Origin of the sequence: Rhodococcus sp. RCBS9, from assembly GCF_029457415.1 — a bacterium.
In the GTDB taxonomy this organism is placed as follows: Bacteria; Actinomycetota; Actinomycetes; order Mycobacteriales; family Mycobacteriaceae; genus Rhodococcus_F; species Rhodococcus_F qingshengii.
In genome coordinates, this window is sequence record NZ_CP120422.1 from 1,080,961 (window position 1) to 1,098,599 (window position 17,639).

Sequence of the window (17,639 nt, forward strand, 5' to 3'; positions counted from 1 at the left end):
AGAAATGGGGGCGCCGCGATCAGTCTGCGTCGACCCAGTCGAGTGTCCGAGTGACGGCTTTCTGCCAGCCTGCATACAGGCGCTCACGCTCGGCCGAATCCATCGACGGCGTCCAGCTCTTGTCCTTCGCCCAGTTGCTGCGAATGTCGTCCTCGCTCTCCCAGTACCCGACCGCGAGACCAGCGGCGTACGCAGCGCCCAATGCCGTGGTCTCCGCAACGACAGGGCGGATCACCTCGACGTCGAGCAGATCGGCCTGGAATTGCATGAGGAGTTCGTTCGCGACCATTCCGCCGTCGACCTTGAGAACCTTCAAGTCGACACCCGAGTCGAGGTTCATCGCCTCGATCACCTCACGACTCTGGTACGCAGTCGCTTCGAGCACCGCCCGGGCAAGGTGCCCCTTGTTCACGAACCTTGTCAGACCGACGATTGCACCGCGTGCATCCGCGCGCCAATGCGGTGCAAACAGGCCCGAGAACGCGGGCACGAAGTACGCGCCACCGTTGTCGTCCACAGAGCGCGCGTTCACCTCGATGTCGGCCGCGTTGTCGATCATGCCGAGGTTGTCTCGAAGCCACTGGACCAGCGAACCGGTCACGGCGATCGATCCTTCCAGTGCGTAAACCGTTGGCTGCTCACCGATCTTGTAACAGACCGTCGTCAACAAGCCGTTCTTGCTCATCACCTTTTCGGTGCCGGTGTTGAGGAGCACGAAGTTGCCGGTTCCGTAGGTGTTCTTCGCTTCTCCGGGCGAGAGGCAGGCCTGACCGAAAGTCGCTGCTTGCTGATCGCCGAGGATTCCGGCGATCGGCACGCCGGACAACGTTCCGCGTTCGCGCACGAATCCGAAAGTTTCGGACGAGCTGCGAATCTCGGGGAGCATCGATTCGGGGATGCCCATGTCGGCGCAGATCGCCGAATCCCAAGCGAGAGTGTCGAGATCCATCAACAGAGTGCGCGACGCGTTGGTGGGGTCGGTAGCGTGCACTCCGCCGTCGACGCCGCCGGTCATGTTCCACAGCACCCAGGTGTCCATCGTGCCGAAGCACAACTCGCCTGCTTCGGCCTTCTCACGCGCGCCCTCGACGTTGTCGAGAATCCACTTGACCTTGGGGCCCGAAAAGTACGTGGCCAACGGCAATCCGGTGACTTCGGTGTACTTCCTGGGGCCGTCTTCGCCGGCGAGTGCAGTACAGATTCGATCAGTGCGTGTGTCCTGCCAGACGATGGCGTTGTAAACGGGCTTTCCGGTTGCTCGTTCCCAGACCACTGCCGTCTCACGTTGATTGGTGATGCCGACGGATGCGATGTCGGCCGCGGTCAGATCTGCGTTGGCCAAGGCGCCCGCGGTGACGTTGCGGACGTTGTCCCAAATTTCGATCGGATCGTGTTCGACCCAGCCTGCCTGCGGAAAGATCTGTGTGTGCTCGTGCTGTTCGACAGCGACTACGTGCCCACTGTGATCGAAGATCATGCATCGCGTGGAGGTGGTTCCCTGGTCTATCGCGGCTACGAACTGCGCCATCGTGCTACCCCTTTGGTGTCGAAGAAAGTGCGAAAGATTTACTGTCAGAGATGATGATTCGCCATCAGGCCGGTATCGTGGCCGGCTCCTCGGCTGCCTTCTCCACCGACTCGTCAGGCAGGAATCGACCAATCAGCTTGTCGTAGAGGAACACCCCGATCGGAGCGCCGATCAGCGGCCCCACGATGGGCACCCAGAAATACAGGCTCCCGTACTGATCTCGCCAGGCGCTGCCGTAACCGGTGAGATACGACGCCAGCCGCGGACCGAAGTCACGGGCCGGATTGATGGCGTAACCCGCGTTGGTCGCCCATGCGAATCCGATTGCCACCACGATCAAACCGACGACGAAGGGCGCAAGATTCGCGAGCGGCGGAGTTCCCCGAGTATCGGTCACCGCAACGATGAGGAACAACAGGATCGCCGTGCCGATGATCTGATCTATCAGCGCTGATCCCAGACTGACCGGGAGCGTTCCGTTTCCGGGCATCGTCGAGAAGATCGTCTGAGTCGCCGTTGTGTGTCCGGGATCGATGGCATTGAGCATGTCGTTGTAATTCCACCGGACGATCAGGGCCGCGACAAAGGCTCCAGCGGTCTGCGCCAGCGTGTAGGGCAGGACCTTGCGCCAGGAGAATCCCCGGAAGATCGCAAAGGCGAAGGTCACTGCGGGGTTCAGATGAGCACCCGTCACCCGGCCTGCGACATAGATGCCGAACATGACGCCGAGTCCCCAGGCCCACGCGATACTGTCGTGTCCGCCGAGACCCCCACCGCTCCCGCCGGACACAACCTGCGCCACAACTCCGACGCCGAACAAGATCAAGATCATCGTTCCGGCGAACTCGGCTGCCAACTCGCCTGGAAGCCCTAATCGCTTGGCTTTCTCCATCCCCACCCTCACTTCGTTGTGATGCATGTCATAGTTTGGATTGCTGCACCCGTAGCGTAAGGCCGTTTGCACATTCACGCATAGCTCGTGCACATATGTGCAAATGCCCCATTTGCGCACCGTAACGCGGGTAACAGACACACTTCTGGGACTTTGCGTGATCGAGCGCCTCAGCCTGGGCCTACTCGGATAAGATTCGGTTCAATGCTCTTGCACGTACGTGCAGACAGGACGAACCCATGGAAACTCCCACTTCGGACTCCGCTACCTCCGATCCGGCGGACCCGCGCATCGCCGACGCAGTTCAGGCCGCACGCCTCTACTACTTCCAGGACCAGACGATGGCTGCCATCGGCCGCGACATGGGGGTGTCCCGATCCACCGTCTCCCGATTGATCACCTACGCGCGCACCTCGGGTCTCGTCGAGATCAAGATCAGCACCCCGCACGGCCAGGCTCCTCGCATCGAACGCGAGTTCTCGGAACGGTACGGAGTGCGCGCCCACGTGGTGACCGTGCCGGAACTGGTGGGAGATCTCGAGCGACTCGAAAAGGTCGCAACCTTTGCCGGACGCCTGCTGGCGTCGTTCTTCGACAGCGACATGGTGATGGGGATCGCCTGGGGAACCACTCTCAGTGAAGTCAGCAAGCACCTTGCCCCCAAACGCACGTACAACTCGTACGTCGTGCAACTCAACGGCGCCGCGAATACTCGCACCACCGGAATCTCTTACGCCAGCGACATCATCAGAACCATCGCCGACGCCTACGGTGCTCTGCCACAAGGATTTCCGGTGCCTGCCTTCTTCGACTACCCGGAAACCCGGGAGCAACTGTGGCGCGAACGAAGCATCAAACGCGTCTTGGACATGCAGAAGCGAATGGACCTGGCAGTCTTCAGCATCGGCGTACCGGGCGGCAACGTACCGAGTCACGTCTACACCGCTGGATACCTCGAACCCGATGAAGCAGAAGCACTTCGACGCGACGGAGTGGTCGGCGACATCGCAACCGTCTTCTTCCGATCGGACGGGAGCTACCGCGAAATCGAACTCAACGAGCGCGCGAGCGGCCCGCGACTGGACCTTTTCGAGAAGGTCGCCAGGCGCGTGTGCATCGTCGCCGGAACAGCAAAACTGCCGGCCCTGGAGGGAGCACTACGGGGCGGGCTGATCACCGATCTGATCATCGACGACGTCAGCGCCACCGCGCTGGTGTCCTGACCGCTGCACCAGCTTCTCGATTCCGTCGAGAAGTAAGCCAAGCGAGAAACTGAAATCGAAGGCATCGTCACCGGCGGCCTCACCCTCCGGGCTGCCGTCCTCGAAGCCGCCTTCCTCGATTGCGGCACTCAGGTAGGGGAATCCCTCCCGATTGATGACACGAGCAATGAGAGCGCCGTATGCGACGTCGTCGTCTGCCGACTGCGCTGAACGAGACGCCAGGTCAGCCGAGAATCGAGCGCGGCCGATGACGAACAACGACACGTTGGTCACCACCTGGAACTTCGACGCGGCACTCAGGGCGACCCCGTCGAGGGCGCTCAGACCCGCGTCGAGCCACGCCATGTTGTTGGGCCCGGTCGGTGGAGCCGTGATGGGCAGCTTGAGCCACCACGGTCGACTCAGCATCGTGGCGTACTCCTGATTCGCCCACGCCTCGAGCTTGACGCGCCAGGTCACGCCGTCGGGAATCACCGGCGGCGGCCCGATCACCCGATCCGAAATCAGTTCGATCAGTTCGTCTTTGCTTGCCACGTAGCGGTAGAGCGACATGGTCGTGAACCCGAGCGCTTTGGCCACGCGGCCCATCGACAGAGCGGTGACGCCTTCTGCGTCGGCCAATTCGATCGCGGTGTCGAGAATTTGCTCGAGACTGAGCCCCTTCTTCGGACCCCGCGTTCCCGGCTGGTCCAGTCCCCAGGCCAGTTCAACTGCTCTCGGTAGCGCTCCGCGATCCATAAGCTCCCACTCTTCACTCTTGCCATCATCCTAGAACTGTGTACGCTATAAACACGAGTTTATGACATACACAGTTCTTACTTGGAGGTCTCGATGTCAGGAACGATCCCCGCAATCTCGGTCCGCGGACTCCGTAAGCACTACGGCGATCAACAGGTACTGGCTGGACTCGACCTGGCGGTCTCGGCCGGATCGGTGTACGCCCTCCTCGGCGCAAACGGCGCCGGAAAGACCACGGCCGTAAGAATTCTCACCACCCTCATCCCCTTCGACGGAGGCGAGGTCATGGTCGCGGGGCATTCACTGCCCGGAGATCCACAGAACGTTCGGCGGCGCATCAGCGTGACCGGGCAGTACGCAGCCGTCGACACCTTGCTGACCGGATTCGAGAACCTCACCCTACTGGGCGAACTGAATCACCTGGGCCGGAAGAACTCCCGTCGCCGTGCCGAGGAATTGCTCGACCAGTTCGTTTTGACGGACTTCGGCGACAAACGCGCCGGCAACTACTCGGGCGGCATGCTCAGACGACTCGACATCGCAATGAGCCTCGTCGCCCGACCGGACGTCGTCTTTCTCGACGAACCCACCACCGGCCTGGACCCGCGAAGCCGCCACGACATGTGGTCGATCGTTCGAGGACTCACAGCGTCAGGCGTCACCATCTTCCTCACCACCCAATACCTCGACGAGGCAGACGAATTGGCCGATACGGTCGGCGTGCTGAGCGGCGGCCGCATCGTCGCCGAGGGAACACCGGACGAACTCAAACGCCTTGTTCCCGGCGGCCACGTCGCACTGCAATTCGAGAACCTGGCCCAACTCGAACTCGCCGCGGCGTCACTGCCGCAGGCGCATTCGAATGCCGAGACCTTGACCCTGCACATCCCTTCCGACGGGGCAGTTCCGTCGATCAAAGCGATCCTCGACTCGATCGACGATCCGTCGATCACCGTCGAGAAGTTCTCCGTTCACACTCCGGATCTGGACGACGTGTTCTTCGCGCTCACCGGATCAGGCCAACCCGAGATTGCGAGCGTTCGATGACCTCCACCATTGCAATCGATTCCGCGGTGATGCTCCGCCGGAATCTCAAACACGTTCTGCGCAGTCCGGATTCGATGATCACCGCGATAGCCCTTCCGGTCATGCTCATGCTGCTGTTCGTCTACGTCTTCGGCGGCGCCATCAACACCGGTAGCGAGTACATCGACTACGTAGTGCCCGGAATCATCCTTCTGTGCGCCGGTTTCGGCGCCTCGACCACCGCGGTCAGCGTCTCGAGCGACATGAAGGACGGGATCATCGACCGTTTCCGGACCTTGGCGATATCTCCGCCGTCGGTCCTGACCGGTCATGTACTGGCCAGCGTCGTCCGCAACGTCCTGACTACGGCGATCGTGGTCGTGGTTGCGCTGATCATGGGATTTCGCCCGACCAGCGATCCGTTGCGCTGGCTCGGCGTCGCCGCTGTGATCGTCGCCTTCGTCTTTGCCATGTCGTACCTCTCGACAGCTTTGGGACTCTTGGCCAAGAACCCGGAGGCTGCAAGCGGATTCACCTTCGCCATCATGTTCCTGCCCTACGTCAGCACTGCTTTCGTACCGGCTGAGACCATGCCGTCCTGGCTGCAGGGGTTTGCCCGGCACCAACCGGTGACTCCGATCATCGAGACTGTGCGCGGACTCCTGATGGGCACGCCGATCGGGAACAGCGCGGCCATCGCCCTCGCGTGGTGCCTGGGCATCGCCGCCGTGGGATTCGTGTGGTCCAACTGGCTCTACCGACGAAAGACCGCGAGCTGACCACACAAGAAAGCCCCACACCTGACGGTGCGGGGCTGCTTGTGCTGTGCGCCTTTATTAACCGCGGGGGGTTAATAAAGGCGCACAGTGGATTACTTGGCGTCCAGCAGATCGATCACGAAGACCAAGGTCTTGCCGGAAAGCTGGTGCCCTGCACCGGCGGGGCCGTATGCCAGCTCCGGCGGAATGGTGAGCTGACGGCGTCCGCCGACCTTCATGCCCGGGATGCCGTCCTGCCAGCCCTTGATCAGGCCACGAAGCGGGAACTGAATGGACTCGCCACGGCTCCAGGAAGAGTCGAACTCTTCGCCGGACTCGAACTCGACACCGACGTAGTGAACGTCGACGGTGCCACCGGGAACGGCTTCGGCGCCTTCTCCGACAACCAGATCCTTGATGACCAGATCGGTCGGCGCGGGGCCTTCCTGGAACTCGATTACGGGCTTGCTACTCATGGGTCCTCCTCGTTGAGGCGAAATGTTGGGTACAGAAGACTAGCGGGTGGTGATATCGCTAGGTCACGCGTCAGCGGGACGTGATGTCTCTGTAGTCACGCTCGGTGTAGCCGGTGTAGATCTGGCGCGGGCGGCCGATCTTCGTAGCCGGATCCTCGTGCATTTCACGCCAGTGCGCAATCCAGCCGGGCAGACGGCCCATGGCGAACAGCACCGTGAACATGCGCGGCGGGAAGCCCATCGCGCGGTAGATGAGGCCGGTGTAGAAGTCGACGTTCGGGTAGAGCTTGCGCTCGATGAAGTAGTCGTCCGTGAGGGCGGCCTCTTCGAGTTGCATTGCGATGTTGAGCAGTTCGTCGTCGCCGCCGAGCTTGGCGAGGATGGTGTGCGCGGTTTCGCGGACCAGCGCAGCGCGCGGATCGTAGTTGCGGTAGACGCGGTGCCCGAAGCCCATGAGCTTCACGCCGTCTTCCTTGTTCTTGACCTTGCGGACGAACTCGGCTGCGGTGCTGCCGCTGGCCTTGATCTCGTCGAGCATCTCGAGCACTGCCTGGTTGGCGCCGCCGTGCAGCGGACCCCACAGTGCGTTGATGCCGGCCGAGACGGAGGTGAACAGGTTGGCGTCCGACGAGCCGACCATGCGCACGGTCGACGTGGAGCAGTTCTGCTCGTGGTCGGCGTGCAGGATCAGCAGCATGTCGAGTGCCTTGGCGACCTCGGGATCACCCTGGTACGGCTCGGCGGGGAAGCCGAACGTCATACGCATGAAGTTCTCGACCAGGTTCAACGAGTTGTCCGGGTACAGGAACGGCTGTCCGACGGACTTCTTGTACGCGTACGCAGCGATGGTCGGCAGCTTCGCGAGAAGACGGATGGTGGACAGTTCCACCTGCTCCGGATCCTCGGGATCGAGCGAATCCTGGTAGTACGCCGACAATGCGTTCACTGCGGACGAGAGAACCGGCATCGGGTGAGCGTTGCGCGGGAATCCGTCGAAGAACCGCTTGAGGTCCTCGTGAAGCAGGGTGTGTCGACGGATGCGGTCCGTGAAGGACTCGAGCTGGGCGTCGGTCGGCAGTTCGCCGTAGATCAGCAGGTAGCTGACCTCGATGAACGTCGACTTACCTGCCAACTGCTCGATGGGATATCCGCGGTAACGCAGGATTCCCTTCTCACCGTCGATGTACGTGATTGCAGAACTGGTGGATGCAGTGTTCACAAAACCGGGGTCAAGGGTGGTGTACCCCGTTGTGGCCAGCAGCTTTCCCAGCTCGATGCCGTCATTGCCCTCTGTTGCCCTGGCAATGGACATCGTGTACTCACCACCGGGGTAAGTAAGCGTGGGCTTTGTGTCATTGTCAGCGGGCACGAAGGATCCCTCTCAAGCTCGAACCAACGAGTAACTACATGCGATCAACTAGAAACTAGTCGCACGGGAGAGATCGTGCCGAAGGAGGGTCGCTCCACGGCTATTTTTCGGGTACTCACGAACCCGACATACCCACCGAAACTGAAACATGTTCCAGTCTGGGCTTTCCCATTCGCGTGACCGGTACTCCAGTCTACGGAATCGCGCATTTACCCACACTGATCTGCAAATCTCGGCTGCAATTCGAGAACGGGAGCAACGTCGGACCTTCCGGACCACTGACACGGGGTACCGAAAACCGATTGTTATCGGCTGATGCCTACCTGGTGTTACACGATCCCACGGTATGAGAGCCGGATCACAGCGCCTTGATGCCCCAGCTACCCGTCCAGGTCTGACCCGGATGAAGCACCAGGAGATCGATGCCCGAGTTGAAGGCGTCAGGCGGGCAGGTCATCGGCTCCAAAGCCAATGCGCGGCCGCGATCGGGATACCCCTTGTCGTTGGCGGGATCTGCGATGAAGGCCTGAATCCACGGGAACTCGCGGTTGGTCCACAGGGCAGTGCCCGTTCCATCCGGAGCCAGCAGCTCGTGTTGCGTGCGACCACTGCCGTCGACGACGTCCAATGCGCTGTACGGAGTGTCCAACTGCACCCCGGCAAGCAGTCTCGGTGTCCGGAAGTCGTAGTCCGTACCGGCGACTGCCTGCGAATACGCGTTCGGCAGCATCCTCGCCGGATCGATCGGCAACCGCGTGCCTGCTGCCAGATGCAGAGCACATTCGTCGAGCGGAAAGTCGCCGGCGCGAATGAAGGTGTGCATTCCGAGCCCGAACGGCGACGAGGTCGCACCCTTGTTCGTGGCCGTGTGCGTGACGGTCAGTCCGTCGGCACCGACCTCGTAGGCGACCGACAGCTGCAACGGATAGGGCCAACCCTTGTGAAGTCCCACGTCGACCGACAGTTCGACGCGCTCGTACGTGTGGTCCACGAGGCTCCAATTGCGACGCCGGACGAACCCGTGGCTCGCGTTCCCCAGCGCAGGTTCGGTGATCTCGAGTTGATGCTCGATCCCGTCGAACATGAAGTGCCCGTCGCGAATTCGGTTGGGCCACGGCGCGAGAACCAATCCGGCCGACAGCGGTGGCTTCGATCCGAGTGCCCAGGTCTCGGTCAGCGTGCGCTGACCGTTCGGTCCTTCGTGATCGAGTAGCCGCAACCCGGCACCGGCCGCGGCGATCTCGGCTCGATAGCCTCCACCACGGATCTCGAACCCTCCCCTACCCGTGCTGTGCGGCGCAGTCATACGTACGAGTTTCCACCACGAGCGACCGGTTAACCAGGACGTCAGACGGCGCGTCCCACCTTGTAGCGAACGAATGCCGGGAATGCGAGGGCAGAAAGGACAACACCGACAATCACCAGGAAGCCGCCGCCCGCTGCCGCGACACCGGTCCCGAACAGGAAGGCTGCACCGCCGTGCAGCACGTCACCGATACGCGGACCACCTGCCACGACCACGATGAACACGCCCTGCAGTCGTCCGCGCATGTCGTCGGTTGCCACTTGCTGGAGCATCGTGCTGCGGAAAGCCGCCGAGACCATGTCGACGGCTCCGCCGAATGCCAGGAATGCGACCGCCACCCAGAGCAGAATCACACTGGAACCGGGACTCGCGAAGTACACGGCAACGCCGAAGCCGACCATGGACAGCCCCCACAGCGCGATGCAGACCAGAACGGCTTGCCCCTGGTACTGAACCCGTGGCAACCAACCCGAGAAGACTCCGCCCAGAACGGCTCCCACCGACATCGCCGCGAACAGCAGTCCCAGCGCAAAACCGCCGCTGGCGGGGTCACCGAAGGATTCGTGAGCGATCTCCGGGAACAGTGCTCGCGACATCCCGAACACCATCGCGATGATGTCCACCACAAACGACGCGAGCAGAACCTTCTGCGTCGCGAGATACGTGAAACCGCCGAGGACCTCGCTCAATCCGGCCCGCCGAGACGTTCCGGTCGGCGGAATCGCCGGGAGCTTCCATACCGCCCACAGTGTGGCGAGAAGAAAGATCGAGTCGAGCAGGTACAGCAGTTGCAGACCGGCCGACGGTATGAGGACACCCGCCAGTAGCGGGCCGGCTATCGCACCGAACTGCACGACAGTCATGTTCAGCGAGTTCGCGGCCGGTAACTGCCTACCCGGAATCAACCGAGGGATGATCGCCGCTCGCGTCGGCTGGTTCACCGCGAAGAACGCCTGTTGAACCGAGAACAATCCGAGCACCAACCACACGTTGTTCACGTTCAGGGCAGCCTGGATCCAGAACAGCACCGACGTGACGCCGAGTCCGATCGAGGTGATCATCAACAGCCGTCGTCGATCCATGACGTCGGCCAGTGCGCCGCCCCACAGACCGAAAACGACCAGCGGGACCAGACCGAAGATTCCCGTCAGACCGACGTAGGCCGAGCTTCGGGTGATCTCGTACACCTGTTGCGGTACGGCGACCACGCTGAGCTGAGCGCCGATGACGGTGACGATGCCGGCCGTCCACAGCCGTCGATAGTCGCGATTCTCGAGCGGAGTCGTGTCCGCGAGTAGCCGGCTCACGGCTGGAGACGGACGGCGGACCACTGTCCGTCGACCAGGCTCGTGCGAACTCGATTGTGCATGCGGTTCGCGCGTCCTTGCCAGAACTCGACGGACTCGGGCCGAATCAGAATCCCGCCCCAGTTCGGTGGCACCGGAATCTCACCGTCCACGCCGAATCGAGCAGCGACCTCACGCAGTTGCTCGTCGAGATCGGCTCGCGAGTCGATCGGACGAGACTGCGACGACGCCCACGCGCCGAGCTGTGAACCTCGAGGCCTGGTTCGCCAATACTCCTGCGTCAGTTGAGCACTCACCCGCTCGGTGGTGCCGCGGACGATCACCTGCCTGGCAAGGGTCAGCCACGTGAAGTTCGCCGACGCGTACGGGTGGGCGTCGAGGTGACGAGCCTTGTCGGATCCGTAGTTGGTGAAGAAGAGGACGCCGTCCTCGCTGAGCCCTTTGCAGAGCACGGTGCGCGACGCCGGACGGCCACCGTCGTCCACCGTCGACAGAGTCATGGCGTTGGGCTCCGGCGCGTCAGCTTCGACGGCGTCCACGAGCCATTGGCGCATGAGGGGCAGCCAACCGGTTTCGACAACCGAAGTATCCAATTCCGCACTCATGCGGTCCTCGACGGACTCCGATTCGCTGCCTGCTTGCGGATAGCCCACACGCATGGCCGCGAGTTCGTTGTCCACCGCCTGCGGGTCCTGACGTTCATTCGACACAGCCGAGAACGCTACTCCCGGGTACTCACTGGCCAACGGCTACGCGGCACGCGCTAAAGTTTGCCGTGGCTAGACCCGACCCGGACCGCGAGCCGCACCAGCGACAGCGCCGAATCGGGACGAGACGATTGCGCAGTACAAAACACGGTGCGTGCTCATCCCTGCGAGCACCGAGGCGCAGTCACTGAAGCTGAGGCAGTGCGACTGTAGACCTGGCGCACTCGAACGAGGAGAGTCCACGAGAATGGCAGCGAGCGCAGCAATACCGGACGATTTTGTGAGCGGACTCGAAGGCGTCGTCGCCTTCACCAGCGATATCGCAGAACCCGACAAGGACGGCGGCGCACTGCGCTACCGCGGAGTCGACATCGAAGACCTGGTCGGCCAGAGGGTCACCTTCGGCAACGTATGGGCCCTTCTCGTCGACGGCCGCTTCGGCCCCGGCCTCCCGCCGGCCGAGCCGTTCCCCCTCCCCATTCACACCGGCGACGTCCGTGTCGACGTTCAGGCCGGACTGGCGATGCTGGCTCCCATCTGGGGCTACCAGCCGCTCCTCGACATCGATGACGAGACCGCCCGCGACCAGCTCGCCCGCGCATCCGTCATGGCGCTGTCGTACGTCGCGCAGTCCGCTCGCGGCATTTACCAGCCTGCAGTCCCGCAGAGCCGCATCGACGAGGCCAAGACCGTCACCGAACGCTTCATGGTTCGCTGGAAGGGTGAGCCCGATCCGGCACACGTCGAGGCAATCGACGCGTACTGGGTCTCGGCAGCCGAGCACGGCATGAACGCCTCCACCTTCACGGCCCGCGTCATCGCCTCCACGGGCGCCGACGTCGCGGCTTCGCTTTCCGGCGCCATCGGCGCGATGTCCGGCCCGCTGCACGGCGGCGCACCGGCCCGAGTTCTTCCGATGATCGAAGAGACCGAGAAGACCGGCGACGCCCGCGCACTGGTCAAGGGAATCCTCGACCGCAAGGAAAAGCTCATGGGCTTCGGACACCGCGTCTACCGCGCCGAAGATCCCCGTGCACGCGTGCTCCGCGCCACGGCGAAGCGCCTCAACGCTCCCCGCTACGAGGCTGCCGCAGCTCTCGAGCAGGCTGCACTGGCAGAACTGCGTGAGCGTCGTCCCGATCGCGCGATCGAGACCAACGTCGAGTTCTGGGCCGCCGTCATCCTCGACTTCGCCGAGGTTCCCGCGCACATGATGCCCGCCATGTTCACCTGTGGCCGCACCGCCGGCTGGTGTGCACACATCCTCGAGCAGAAGCGTCTCGGTAAGCTGGTACGCCCGGCCGCCATCTACACCGGCCCGGCGCCCCGTACTCCGGAGTCGGTCGAGGGCTGGGACCAGATCAGCCACGCGTAGTACCCCGCTCGAATTCGCCAATCACGGTAGTACAGAACACAAGTGAAGGAACAGAAAGAAGCGATGACCTCCACACCGATCATCCCCGCCGACCTCAAGCCCGCCGACGGACGCTTCGGCTGCGGTCCTTCCAAGGTTCGCCCCGAGCAGCTGCAGTCCCTGGTCGAGGTGGGCGCTTCGGTGTTCGGCACCAGCCATCGCCAGAAGCCGGTCAAGAACGTTGTGGCCAGCATTCGTTCCGGCCTCGCCGATCTGTTCTCACTGCCCGAGGGCTACGAGGTCGTCCTCGGCAACGGCGGAACCACTGCGTTCTGGGATGCGGCCGCATTCGGCCTCATCCGCGAGAAGTCGCTGCACCTGACCAACGGCGAATTCAGCTCCAAGTTCGCTTCGGTCGCCAAGGCCAACCCGTTCATCGGTGACCCGATCGTCGTTTCCGCCGATCCGGGCAGCGCACCGGTGCCGGTCTCCGACCCGTCCGTCGATCTCATCGGCTGGGCGCACAACGAGACCTCCACCGGTGTGTCGATCCCCGTCTCGCGTCCCGCGGGTTCGGAGAACGCACTGATCGCCATCGACGCCACCTCGGGCGCCGGCGGACTTCCGGTCAATGTCGCCGATTCCGACGTCTACTACTTCGCTCCGCAGAAGTGCTTCGCTGCAGACGGCGGACTGTGGATCGCGCTGATGAGCCCGGCCGCCCTCGAACGCGTCGCGGAGATCAAGGATTCGGGACGCTGGACGCCTGACTTCCTCTCGCTGCCCATCGCCGTGGACAACAGCTCCAAGGATCAGACGTACAACACCCCGGCCCTGGCCACCCTCTTGCTCTTCGCCAACCAGATCGAGTGGATGAACAGCAACGGCGGCCTCGACTGGACTACCGCTCGCACCGCGGATTCGTCCTCGCGCCTGTACAACTGGGCCGAGGCCAGTGAGTTCGCAACGCCGTTCGTCGCTGATCCGGCACACCGCTCGCAGGTTGTCGGCACCATCGACTTCAACGACGACGTCGACGCTGCCGAGGTGGCAAAGATCCTGCGCGCCAACGGAATCGTCGATACCGAGCCGTACCGCAAGCTCGGCCGCAACCAGCTGCGCGTCGGCATGTTCCCGGCCATCGACCCCGATGACGTCACCGCTCTCACCAAGAGCATCGACTGGGTCGTTTCTCAGCTCGGCTGATTTTCACATTTGCTTCACCGCTCGGCCCCCGGCATGACGTCGGGGGCCGAGCGTCGTTTGCGCCAGGCCTTGTGAGCTACCACACCGGTGGGCGGATCCGAGGTCATCTCGCCCTGCGTGTCCTGCCGAGTCCATGGTCACGAATGAATTACAGTTGAGCGCGGCGCAAAGTCGCGAGCCGGCGCGATAAGGAGGTCAATGTGCGAGAGCTTCGAGTGATCGGACTTGAACCCGATGGATCGCATGTGGTGTGCGCAGATGCTGAAACCGGCCAGAAATTCCGGCTTCCCGCCGATGACAAACTTCGTGCAGCTTCCCGCGGAGACGTGGCTCGACTCGGCCAGATTGAGATCGAAATGGAAAGCCAACTCCGTCCCCGCGAAATTCAGGCGCGCATTCGTTCCGGTGCTTCCGTAGAGCAGGTCGCCGAAGAAGCGAAGATCCCCATCAGCAAGGTCGAGCGCTTTGCGTACCCCGTTCTGCTCGAGCGCTCCCGCGCCGCGGAAATGGCGCAGGGCGGACACCCGGTGCGCGACAACGGTCCGACAGTTCCCACCCTCTCCGAAATCGTGACCCACGCATTCCGCGCCCGCGGCCACAGTATCGACGAGGCCACCTGGGATGCCTGGCGCGACGAGGACAATCAGTGGGTCGCGCAGTTGCAGTGGCAGGCCGGCCGCACCACCAACGCCGCGCACTGGCGCTACCAGCCCGACGCGCACGGCGGAACGATCGTCGCACTCGACGACGCGGCATTCGACTTGATCGATCCCGACTTCGGTCGCCCGCTCCGCGGCCTGGTACCGGTGGTCTCGAACGAACCGCAGCAGCTCGAACTGTCCCGATTCGACGTCGAACCGGTGGCGGAGATCGAGCCCGAGCCCGCAGCAGTTTCCGAGCGGACAGCAGTTTCCGAGCGGACAGCAGTTTCCGAGCGCACAGTAGTCCCCGAGCGGACGGTGGTGGCGGAACGGATCGTGGCGCCCGAACCGATTGCTGTCGAGCCGGAAACCGTCGTCACCGAAGAGGTTCCCGAACCCGCACCGGATGTGACCCCGAAAACCGCTCCGCAGCAGACGCAGACCAAGGACAAGCGCGGACGGCCTGCTCTTCCCTCGTGGGACGACGTACTCCTCGGGGTCCGCAGCAGCGGTCGCTGACCCGAAGGAAAGTATTCTTCTTTCGAGCGAGGCTGAGGAGAGAGGGCTGCCGGTGGCTGCACGGGTATCGACGATCTGGTTTCTGGGCGGCGCAGACGCTCGCACCGAATTGAGCAGGTACCCACAGCCGGATCAGACCGAGGCCCTGAAAATCGCCATGTCGCTGTACCCGGACAAGGAGTTCGAGTCGCTCGGGCCTCAGCCGCTGTCGATGGCCGCGACGGTGAGCCCCGGCTACGTCTTCGTCGGCGCGTACGGTCGAGTGAGTGTCGTCTGCAGCTCCGAACTCAGCACCTTCGTCCCCTCGAAACTGCCTGATTCCTGGCACCTTTCGGCAGAGGGTGGCTCGACGCTGTTGATCAGCTCCGTCCCCGAAACCGCGCAGGGTTCGTTTGCACTGTGGGAGGACGGCGAGCTACGACGCTCGTTCAGTGCCATCCCGATCGACATCGTCGAAAATCTGGGGATCCCACAGACCTGGGAACTGGAATTCTGGGCCGGCAACCATCCCCTGCGTTACCCGCCCGGGATCCTGCCTGATCCGCAGTCACTTCCGTTCCACCCGCAACAGTTCGCGGAGTCCGCCAACCTCGAGTGGCTGGGATTTCGATACACCGGCGCGCCGCGAGAACACGAACTCGACACAACGCAGATTCTCCTGTGGGGCTTCAAGATTCACCGACCCGGCGAGGCACCCAAACCTGCACCCCCAGCCCCCGCGCCGATGCCCGAGCAGGCGCCGACAGAGGTACCCATGCCCGAAAACATGCCGCCGATCCACGACGCACCGGTGGCCAAGCCGCGCGGCCGCCTCGCTCGGTACTTCGGCTTCAAGTAGCGCCGAGCAGCCTCACAGGTTCACGCGGCTATCGCTGCGATCCACCCGAGCGGTACGCCGGCTACCGCGCCGTAGACCACCCATCGCCAGACGGGGACGGCTCGCCAGCGCCAGACGGTCGGCGCAAGTCCGCCTACCGCAATGACATTGACGACAACCGCCAGGAGCACGTTCACGTTGCCCAGCGCGACACAGAACGCCGCGACGGCACTGGTCGAGAGCATGGCTGCGAACACCGACACCGCGATTCCGGTGAACCAGGGCGTGCGGTCCTGAGTCACCGGCCGGTCCTGACACGTTCGTAGAAGGCCATCGCCGCTGCGGTCGCGACGTTGAGCGAGTCGGTGCCGGGCGCCATGGGTATCTTGGCACGAATGTCGGTGGCCCGCATCGCATGTTCGGTCAAACCTGGCCCCTCGGCGCCCAGCAGTAGCGCTACCTTCTCCCCGGTCATCGCTTCGGCCAAAGTGACCGCTTCCGGATTCGGAGTCAAGGAAATGAGCTGAAAACCGTTGCCACGCAGCTCATCCAAGTCGTGTGGCCACTTTGCCACATGCGCGAAGGGCACTCGCAGCACGTGCCCCATCGACACACGGACCGACCGCCGGTACAGCGGGTCGGCACAACCCTTCCCGAACAGAACTGCATCGACACCGAGCCCCGCCGCGTTGCGGAACATCGAGCCGAGATTCTCGTGATCGTTGACGCCTTCGAGGACCACGACGGTCTTCGCGTCCTTCAACACGTCCGAGATCGCGAGCGGTGCCGGGCGTGCTGCTGCAGCGAGGACGCCGCGGTTGAGGTGAAATCCGACGACCTCGGCCATCACTTCGGCGCTCGTACGGTAGAACGGCACGTCCACACCGTCGAGATCGTCAGCGAGCTCCAGGAGCCGTCGTTCGACGCCGAGGAGACTGATCGGCTCGAACCGCGAAGTCAGCAGTCGCTGAGTGACGAACACTCCCTCGGCGATGACCAGTCCCTTGCCCTCCGGCAGGTCGGGGCGCCGATCCGAAGAGTTGAGATCGCGAAAGTCATCCAGCCGGGGATCGGCGGGATCTGAGATGTCGATGACGTGAACCACGGGTCTATCGTGCCGTACGCACCGCGAGCCCCCCACCACTACTCCCGACCTAGCGCAACAGCGTGACAAAATGCGCGTCGAGCACCTGGCTGATCACCTCTGGATTGGTTCGCTCGGGATTGTCGACGCCGTGCGACGCGAGCCCGTCGGCGAGCGCATGCAATCTCATCGCCTCGATGTCGACCGAGGCACCCGGCCGTAGAAAACCCGCTCGATGCGCCGCTTCCACGAACGAACGAAAGTGCTCGAACAAGGTCCGGTCTGTCTCGTCACGCACGGCCGTCAACGCCGAATCGGTCTGGGCGGCAGCAGCAAAGGCCTCCCAAACCTGCATTTCTTCACGCCGATCTTGGTCGAGGGGAACGAACTGATCGGTGAACTGACGGATCGCGCGGCGGATGTCGGGATCGAAGTCGATGCCGGCAATCCTTTCCTCCACCCGGACGGTCACGAGCGTCATCGCGAACAGCAAGAGTTCGGACTGCGTCGCGAAGAAGTGCCGTAGCGACCCCGTCGACATCTTCGCCTCGTCCGCGACCGCCCGGACGCTGGCGCTCGCCACACCGTCTCGACGGATCACACGCCACACGGCCTCGGCGATCTCTTCACGCCGCTCATCCGGACTGCTACGTTTCACCACTTCACAAAACTAACACAGCTGTGCTAG

18 protein-coding genes are annotated in these 17,639 nt (G+C 63.1%); 7 read left to right on the forward strand and 11 right to left on the reverse strand.

Going from position 1 to position 17,639, the window contains the following annotated elements:
• Window positions 1–19 precede the first annotated feature (19 nt).
• Window positions 20–1,528 (reverse strand): glycerol kinase GlpK, encoded by a 1,509-nt coding sequence (glpK, locus tag P0M12_RS05090; RefSeq protein WP_003939742.1) that lies wholly within the window; start codon window positions 1,526–1,528, stop codon window positions 20–22.
• A 64-nt stretch (window positions 1,529–1,592) separates the two neighbouring features.
• Entirely contained in the window at window positions 1,593–2,420 is an 828-nt protein-coding gene (locus P0M12_RS05095; RefSeq protein ID WP_003940085.1) for an MIP/aquaporin family protein, read from the reverse strand.
• A gap of 239 nt (window positions 2,421–2,659) precedes the next feature.
• Here P0M12_RS05095 and P0M12_RS05100 point away from each other — a divergent pair, with 239 nt between their 5' ends.
• Complete coding sequence (locus P0M12_RS05100) at window positions 2,660–3,643, forward strand: sugar-binding domain-containing protein (protein WP_003940094.1); 984 nt, start codon at window positions 2,660–2,662, stop codon at window positions 3,641–3,643.
• Here P0M12_RS05100 and P0M12_RS05105 read toward each other — a convergent pair.
• Entirely contained in the window at window positions 3,578–4,381 is an 804-nt protein-coding gene (locus P0M12_RS05105) for a TetR/AcrR family transcriptional regulator C-terminal domain-containing protein (RefSeq protein ID WP_007733476.1), read from the reverse strand. The genes P0M12_RS05100 and P0M12_RS05105 overlap by 66 nt on opposite strands.
• A gap of 93 nt (window positions 4,382–4,474) precedes the next feature.
• Here P0M12_RS05105 and P0M12_RS05110 point away from each other — a divergent pair, with 93 nt between their 5' ends.
• The gene (locus P0M12_RS05110) at window positions 4,475–5,428 is read left to right on the forward strand and encodes an ATP-binding cassette domain-containing protein (RefSeq protein ID WP_218695916.1); all 954 of its coding nucleotides are present in this window, start codon (window positions 4,475–4,477) and stop codon (window positions 5,426–5,428) included.
• Window positions 5,425–6,186, forward strand: a complete 762-nt coding sequence (locus P0M12_RS05115; RefSeq protein WP_007733480.1) for an ABC transporter permease — start codon at window positions 5,425–5,427, stop codon at window positions 6,184–6,186. Before P0M12_RS05110 ends, P0M12_RS05115 begins: the two co-directional genes overlap by 4 nt.
• A 92-nt stretch (window positions 6,187–6,278) precedes the next feature.
• On the opposite strand, the gene P0M12_RS05120 is transcribed toward P0M12_RS05115, so the two are convergent.
• From P0M12_RS05120 to pdxH, 5 genes are all read right to left on the reverse strand, one after another.
• Window positions 6,279–6,641: an FKBP-type peptidyl-prolyl cis-trans isomerase gene (locus P0M12_RS05120; protein ID WP_003940440.1), complete on the reverse strand. Its 363-nt coding sequence runs from the start codon at window positions 6,639–6,641 to the stop codon at window positions 6,279–6,281.
• 70 nt (window positions 6,642–6,711) lie between these two features.
• Entirely contained in the window at window positions 6,712–8,010 is a 1,299-nt protein-coding gene (locus P0M12_RS05125) for a citrate synthase (RefSeq protein ID WP_003940509.1), read from the reverse strand.
• Between the two features lie 358 nt (window positions 8,011–8,368).
• Window positions 8,369–9,316 (reverse strand): aldose 1-epimerase family protein, encoded by a 948-nt coding sequence (locus P0M12_RS05130; RefSeq protein ID WP_277377495.1) that lies wholly within the window; start codon window positions 9,314–9,316, stop codon window positions 8,369–8,371.
• 41 nt (window positions 9,317–9,357) lie between these two features.
• Complete coding sequence (locus tag P0M12_RS05135) at window positions 9,358–10,623, reverse strand: MFS transporter (RefSeq protein ID WP_209447876.1); 1,266 nt, start codon at window positions 10,621–10,623, stop codon at window positions 9,358–9,360.
• Window positions 10,620–11,333 (reverse strand): pyridoxamine 5'-phosphate oxidase, encoded by a 714-nt coding sequence (gene pdxH / locus P0M12_RS05140; protein ID WP_007733483.1) that lies wholly within the window; start codon window positions 11,331–11,333, stop codon window positions 10,620–10,622. Before pdxH ends, P0M12_RS05135 begins: the two co-directional genes overlap by 4 nt.
• Window positions 11,334–11,577: 244 nt before the next feature.
• On the opposite strand from pdxH, the gene P0M12_RS05145 reads away from it, so the two are divergent.
• The 4 genes from P0M12_RS05145 (at window position 11,578) to P0M12_RS05160 (ending at window position 15,888) form a co-directional block, all read left to right on the forward strand.
• Window positions 11,578–12,705 (forward strand): citrate synthase 2, encoded by a 1,128-nt coding sequence (locus P0M12_RS05145; protein WP_003940025.1) that lies wholly within the window; start codon window positions 11,578–11,580, stop codon window positions 12,703–12,705.
• Window positions 12,706–12,768: 63 nt separating this feature from the next.
• Window positions 12,769–13,890: a phosphoserine transaminase gene (gene serC / locus P0M12_RS05150; RefSeq protein ID WP_007733484.1), complete on the forward strand. Its 1,122-nt coding sequence runs from the start codon at window positions 12,769–12,771 to the stop codon at window positions 13,888–13,890.
• A 200-nt stretch (window positions 13,891–14,090) separates the two neighbouring features.
• Window positions 14,091–15,050, forward strand: a complete 960-nt coding sequence (gene sepH, locus P0M12_RS05155; protein WP_058037820.1) for a septation protein SepH — start codon at window positions 14,091–14,093, stop codon at window positions 15,048–15,050.
• Window positions 15,051–15,102: 52 nt separating this feature from the next.
• Complete coding sequence (locus tag P0M12_RS05160; protein WP_042451221.1) at window positions 15,103–15,888, forward strand: hypothetical protein; 786 nt, start codon at window positions 15,103–15,105, stop codon at window positions 15,886–15,888.
• 20 nt (window positions 15,889–15,908) lie between these two features.
• Here P0M12_RS05160 and P0M12_RS05165 read toward each other — a convergent pair whose 3' ends face one another.
• The 3 genes from P0M12_RS05165 to P0M12_RS05175 are packed head-to-tail and all read right to left on the reverse strand — an operon-like array spanning window position 15,909 to window position 17,612.
• Window positions 15,909–16,169 (reverse strand): DUF2537 domain-containing protein, encoded by a 261-nt coding sequence (locus tag P0M12_RS05165; RefSeq protein ID WP_030535366.1) that lies wholly within the window; start codon window positions 16,167–16,169, stop codon window positions 15,909–15,911.
• Complete coding sequence (locus tag P0M12_RS05170; RefSeq protein ID WP_218747701.1) at window positions 16,166–16,972, reverse strand: RNA methyltransferase; 807 nt, start codon at window positions 16,970–16,972, stop codon at window positions 16,166–16,168. Before P0M12_RS05170 ends, P0M12_RS05165 begins: the two co-directional genes overlap by 4 nt.
• Window positions 16,973–17,021: 49 nt before the next feature.
• Window positions 17,022–17,612: a TetR family transcriptional regulator C-terminal domain-containing protein gene (locus P0M12_RS05175; protein ID WP_037128521.1), complete on the reverse strand. Its 591-nt coding sequence runs from the start codon at window positions 17,610–17,612 to the stop codon at window positions 17,022–17,024.
• Between the last annotated feature and the right edge of the window lie 27 nt (window positions 17,613–17,639).

Coding starts and splice junctions, on each gene's coding strand:
- glpK (WP_003939742.1), bottom strand. CDS start 1,528: ATGGCGCAGTTCGTAGCCGCGATAGACCAGGGAACCACCTCCACGCGA.
- P0M12_RS05095 (WP_003940085.1), bottom strand. CDS start 2,420: ATGGAGAAAGCCAAGCGATTAGGGCTTCCAGGCGAGTTGGCAGCCGAG.
- P0M12_RS05100 (WP_003940094.1), top strand. CDS start 2,660: ATGGAAACTCCCACTTCGGACTCCGCTACCTCCGATCCGGCGGACCCG.
- P0M12_RS05105 (WP_007733476.1), bottom strand. CDS start 4,381: ATGGATCGCGGAGCGCTACCGAGAGCAGTTGAACTGGCCTGGGGACTG.
- P0M12_RS05110 (WP_218695916.1), top strand. CDS start 4,475: ATGTCAGGAACGATCCCCGCAATCTCGGTCCGCGGACTCCGTAAGCAC.
- P0M12_RS05115 (WP_007733480.1), top strand. CDS start 5,425: ATGACCTCCACCATTGCAATCGATTCCGCGGTGATGCTCCGCCGGAAT.
- P0M12_RS05120 (WP_003940440.1), bottom strand. CDS start 6,641: ATGAGTAGCAAGCCCGTAATCGAGTTCCAGGAAGGCCCCGCGCCGACC.
- P0M12_RS05130 (WP_277377495.1), bottom strand. CDS start 9,316: ATGACTGCGCCGCACAGCACGGGTAGGGGAGGGTTCGAGATCCGTGGT.
- P0M12_RS05145 (WP_003940025.1), top strand. CDS start 11,578: ATGGCAGCGAGCGCAGCAATACCGGACGATTTTGTGAGCGGACTCGAA.
- serC (WP_007733484.1), top strand. CDS start 12,769: ATGACCTCCACACCGATCATCCCCGCCGACCTCAAGCCCGCCGACGGA.